Annotated in this window: 3 rRNA genes; all 3 read left to right on the top strand. The window is 54.7% G+C overall.

Going from position 1 to position 5549, the window contains the following annotated elements:
* Positions 1-260: 260 nt before the first annotated feature.
* A 16S ribosomal RNA gene (locus DW309_RS05945) occupies positions 261-1785 on the top strand.
* A gap of 421 nt (positions 1786-2206) precedes the next feature.
* Positions 2207-5308 (top strand): 23S ribosomal RNA (locus tag DW309_RS05955).
* Between the two features lie 111 nt (positions 5309-5419).
* Positions 5420-5536: ribosomal RNA gene (rrf, locus tag DW309_RS05960) — 5S ribosomal RNA — on the top strand.
* The 16S, 23S and 5S rRNA genes sit together here, the layout of an rRNA operon.
* Positions 5537-5549 lie beyond the last annotated feature (13 nt).

The raw sequence follows: 5549 nt of genomic DNA on the forward strand, positions 1-5549 counted from the left end.
TAAGATAGAGAAGTTGCCCTGCGGGCCTGGTTGTGATGGCTGGGTCGTGGGAGCATCCGATCCTTGAGAACTCAACAGCGTGCACTTGTCAAATGCCAAATTATCCTCGTTCAGCTTCGGCTGGGTGAGAATTCCTTTGGATCAAAGACCAACTCCTTTTGGGGGTTGGCATTCGGATGAAGTCAGCAATGATGTCATCTCTTTGGTCAGTTTCAAACTCGCTGCGGCCTGGTTTTTCCCCGGGTTGTATGCAATTTCTTTTTACGGAGAGTTTGATCCTGGCTCAGGATGAACGCTGGCGGCGTGCTTAACACATGCAAGTCGAACGGTGAACACGGAGCTTGCTCTGTGGGATCAGTGGCGAACGGGTGAGTAACACGTGAGCAACCTGCCCCTGACTCTGGGATAAGCGCTGGAAACGGCGTCTAATACTGGATATGTGACGTGACCGCATGGTCTGCGTTTGGAAAGATTTTTCGGTTGGGGATGGGCTCGCGGCCTATCAGCTTGTTGGTGAGGTAATGGCTCACCAAGGCGTCGACGGGTAGCCGGCCTGAGAGGGTGACCGGCCACACTGGGACTGAGACACGGCCCAGACTCCTACGGGAGGCAGCAGTGGGGAATATTGCACAATGGGCGGAAGCCTGATGCAGCAACGCCGCGTGAGGGATGACGGCCTTCGGGTTGTAAACCTCTTTTAGCAGGGAAGAAGCGAAAGTGACGGTACCTGCAGAAAAAGCGCCGGCTAACTACGTGCCAGCAGCCGCGGTAATACGTAGGGCGCAAGCGTTATCCGGAATTATTGGGCGTAAAGAGCTCGTAGGCGGTTTGTCGCGTCTGCTGTGAAATCCCGAGGCTCAACCTCGGGCCTGCAGTGGGTACGGGCAGACTAGAGTGCGGTAGGGGAGATTGGAATTCCTGGTGTAGCGGTGGAATGCGCAGATATCAGGAGGAACACCGATGGCGAAGGCAGATCTCTGGGCCGTAACTGACGCTGAGGAGCGAAAGGGTGGGGAGCAAACAGGCTTAGATACCCTGGTAGTCCACCCCGTAAACGTTGGGAACTAGTTGTGGGGTCCATTCCACGGATTCCGTGACGCAGCTAACGCATTAAGTTCCCCGCCTGGGGAGTACGGCCGCAAGGCTAAAACTCAAAGGAATTGACGGGGACCCGCACAAGCGGCGGAGCATGCGGATTAATTCGATGCAACGCGAAGAACCTTACCAAGGCTTGACATATACGAGAACGGGCCAGAAATGGTCAACTCTTTGGACACTCGTAAACAGGTGGTGCATGGTTGTCGTCAGCTCGTGTCGTGAGATGTTGGGTTAAGTCCCGCAACGAGCGCAACCCTCGTTCTATGTTGCCAGCACGTAATGGTGGGAACTCATGGGATACTGCCGGGGTCAACTCGGAGGAAGGTGGGGATGACGTCAAATCATCATGCCCCTTATGTCTTGGGCTTCACGCATGCTACAATGGCCGGTACAAAGGGCTGCAATACCGTGAGGTGGAGCGAATCCCAAAAAGCCGGTCCCAGTTCGGATTGAGGTCTGCAACTCGACCTCATGAAGTCGGAGTCGCTAGTAATCGCAGATCAGCAACGCTGCGGTGAATACGTTCCCGGGTCTTGTACACACCGCCCGTCAAGTCATGAAAGTCGGTAACACCTGAAGCCGGTGGCCTAACCCTTGTGGAGGGAGCCGTCGAAGGTGGGATCGGTAATTAGGACTAAGTCGTAACAAGGTAGCCGTACCGGAAGGTGCGGCTGGATCACCTCCTTTCTAAGGAGCATCTGACACTTTCGGGTGTCCAGAACCCAGATCGAAGGCGTACGTTCTTCGCTGGGAGCTCATGGGTGGAACATTTGACATGGTGCGAAGGATTTTGTTCTTCTTCAGTACGCTGCTTCGGTGGTTGGAACGGGGAGGGTGACGGATGTCGCACCTGCACGCTGTTGGGTCCTGAGGGACCGGATGCGCTTTGACCTTCGGGTTGGAAGCATTTGGTTACTCTGGGCCTTTCGTTGTTTCCCCGGTGGGGAAGCGGTGAAGGGTACCGCCCGTACTTTGAGAACTACACAGTGGACGCGAGCATCTTGCAACTGATCTTCGGATTGGTTGCGCAAGATGATCTTAAAGATCATTAGTCAATTTCTGATCCCGCCTTCGGGTGGGGTCGAGTTTTTGATTCGAACTCATGTGATTTCAAGTCTTTAAGAGCAAACGGTGGATGCCTTGGCATCTGGAGCCGAAGAAGGACGTAGCAATCTGCGATAAGCCTCGGGGAACTGATAAGCAAGTTTTGATCCGAGGGTGTCCGAATGGGGAAACCCCGCTGGGCGGCGTGCCGACCTAGTGACTCCCGCCTGAATATATAGGGCGGGTAGAGGGAACGTGGGGAAGTGAAACATCTCAGTACCCACAGGAAGAGAAAGCAACCGCGATTCCGTTAGTAGTGGCGAGCGAAACCGGATCAGGCTAAACCGAGTGTGTGTGATATCCGGCAGGAGTTGCATATTCGGGGTTGTGGGACTCACCAGTCAGTTCTGCCGAGCTGGCGACGTTACAGAAGCGTATAGACGAACGGTCTTGAAAGGCCGGTCATAGAGGGTGCCAACCCCGTAGTCGAAATGCGTGTTCTGGCGTGGAGAGTATCCCAAGTAGCACGGGGCCCGTGAAATCCCGTGTGAATCTGTCAGGACCACCTGATAAGCCTAAATACTCCCAGATGACCGATAGCGGACAAGTACCGTGAGGGAAAGGTGAAAAGTACCCCGGGAGGGGAGTGAAATAGTACCTGAAACCGTTTGCTTACAAACCGTTGGAGCACCCCTGGTAGGTGTGACAGCGTGCCTTTTGAAGAATGAGCCTGCGAGTTAGCGATATGTGGCGAGGTTAACCCGTGTGGGGTAGCCGTAGCGAAAGCGAGTCTGAATAGGGCGATTCAGTCGCATGTCCTAGACCCGAAGCGAAGTGATCTATCCATGGCCAGGTTGAAGCGACGGTAAGACGTCGTGGAGGACCGAACCCACTTAGGTTGAAAACTGAGGGGATGAGCTGTGGATAGGGGTGAAAGGCCAATCAAACTTCGTGATAGCTGGTTCTCTCCGAAATGCATTTAGGTGCAGCGTTGCGTGTTTCTTGCCGGAGGTAGAGCTACTGGATGGCCGATGGGCCCTACAAGGTTACTGACGTCAGCCAAACTCCGAATGCCGGTAAGTGAGAGCGCAGCAGTGAGACTGTGGGGGATAAGCTTCATAGTCGAGAGGGAAACAACCCAGACCACCAACTAAGGTCCCAAAGCGCGTGCTAAGTGGGAAAGGATGTGGAGTTGCTCTGACAACCAGGAGGTTGGCTTAGAAGCAGCCACCCTTGAAAGAGTGCGTAATAGCTCACTGGTCAAGTGATTCCGCGCCGACAATGTAACGGGGCTCAAGCACGCCACCGAAGTTGTGGCATTGACATTATTGGTAGGCCTTCGTGGTCCAGCCGTGTTGATGGGTAGGAGAGCGTCGTGTGGCCAGCGAAGCGGCGGTGGAAACCAGCCGTGGAGGCTACACGAGTGAGAATGCAGGCATGAGTAGCGAATGACGTGTGAGAAACACGTCCTCCGAAAGACCAAGGGTTCCAGGGTCAAGCTAATCTTCCCTGGGTAAGTCGGGACCTAAGGCGAGGCCGACAGGCGTAGTCGATGGACAACGGGTTGATATTCCCGTACCGGCGAAGAACCGCCCAAGCTAATCCAGTGGTGCTAAACGTCCGAGCCTTCACATCGTCACCTTCGGGTGACACCGTGGAGGGGAGCACGTGACCCCATGCTGGTGCGGTTAGCGTATTAACAGGTGTGACGCAGGAAGGTAGTCCAAGCCAGGCGATGGTTGTCCTGGTGCAAGTGCGTAGGCCGAGTCATAGGCAAATCCGTGACTCATGAGGCTGAGACACGATGCGGATAAAAAGTGGATGATCCTATGCTGCCGAGAAAAGCATCGACGCGAGGTTCTAGCCGCCCGTACCCCAAACCGACTCAGGTGGTCAGGTAGAGAATACCAAGGAGATCGAGAGAATCGTGGTTAAGGAACTCGGCAAAATGCCCCCGTAACTTCGGGAGAAGGGGGGCCTTCGACGTATTAGGACTTGCTCCGAAAGCGTTTGGAGGCCGCAGAGACTAGTGGGTAGCGACTGTTTACTAAAAACACAGGTCCGTGCCAAGTCGCAAGACGATGTATACGGACTGACGCCTGCCCGGTGCTGGAAGGTTAAGAGGACCGGTTAGCCGCAAGGCGAAGCTGAGAATTTAAGCCCCAGTAAACGGCGGTGGTAACTATAACCATCCTAAGGTAGCGAAATTCCTTGTCGGGTAAGTTCCGACCTGCACGAATGGCGTAACGACTTCCCAACTGTCTCAACCGCGAACTCGGCGAAATTGCATTACGAGTAAAGATGCTCGTTACGCGCAGCAGGACGGAAAGACCCCGTGACCTTTACTACAGCTTGGTATTGGTGTTCGGTGTGGCTTGTGTAGGATAGGTGGGAGACTTTGAAGCGGTGACGCCAGTTACCGTGGAGTCATTGTTGAAATACCACTCTGGTCACTCTGGATATCTAACTTCGAACCGTAATCCGGTTCAGGGACAGTGCCTGGTGGGTAGTTTAACTGGGGCGGTTGCCTCCCAAAAAGTAACGGAGGCGCCCAAAGGTTCCCTCAACCTGGTTGGCAATCAGGTGGCGAGTGTAAGTGCACAAGGGAGCTTGACTGTGAGACTGACAGGTCGAGCAGGGACGAAAGTCGGGACTAGTGATCCGGCAGTGGCTTGTGGAAGCGCTGTCGCTCAACGGATAAAAGGTACCTCGGGGATAACAGGCTGATCTTGCCCAAGAGTCCATATCGACGGCATGGTTTGGCACCTCGATGTCGGCTCGTCGCATCCTGGGGCTGGAGTAGGTCCCAAGGGTTGGGCTGTTCGCCCATTAAAGCGGTACGCGAGCTGGGTTTAGAACGTCGTGAGACAGTTCGGTCCCTATCCGCTGCGCGCGTAGGAAGTTTGAGAGGATCTGACCCTAGTACGAGAGGACCGGGTTGGACGAACCTCTGGTGTGTCAGTTGTTCCGCCAGGAGCACCGCTGATTAGCTACGTTCGGGATGGATAACCGCTGAAAGCATCTAAGCGGGAAGCCGGCCTCAAGATGAGACTTCCATACCTTCGGGTGAGAGGCTCCCAGCCAGACTACTGGGTTGATAGGCCAGATGTGGAAGCACGGTAACGTGTGCAGCTGACTGGTACTAATAAGCCGATGACTTGATAACACACCGTTCGTTGGTGCTTGCGTCCACTGAGTGGTTCTCGATGTACGGTCGAGAACCACCTTCGATCACACACACGTGTGAACCTAGGTTTGATTGAAACATCAATAGTGTTTCGGCGGCCATAGCGTGAGGGAAACGCCCGGTCACATTCCGAACCCGGAAGCTAAGCCTCACAGCGCCGATGGTACTGCAGGGGGGACCCTGTGGGAGAGTAGGACACCGCCGGACTCCTTTTAGTCAA

This window comes from Microbacterium sp. K41 (assembly GCF_004794395.1).
Lineage (GTDB): Bacteria > Actinomycetota > Actinomycetes > Actinomycetales > Microbacteriaceae > Microbacterium > Microbacterium sufflavum.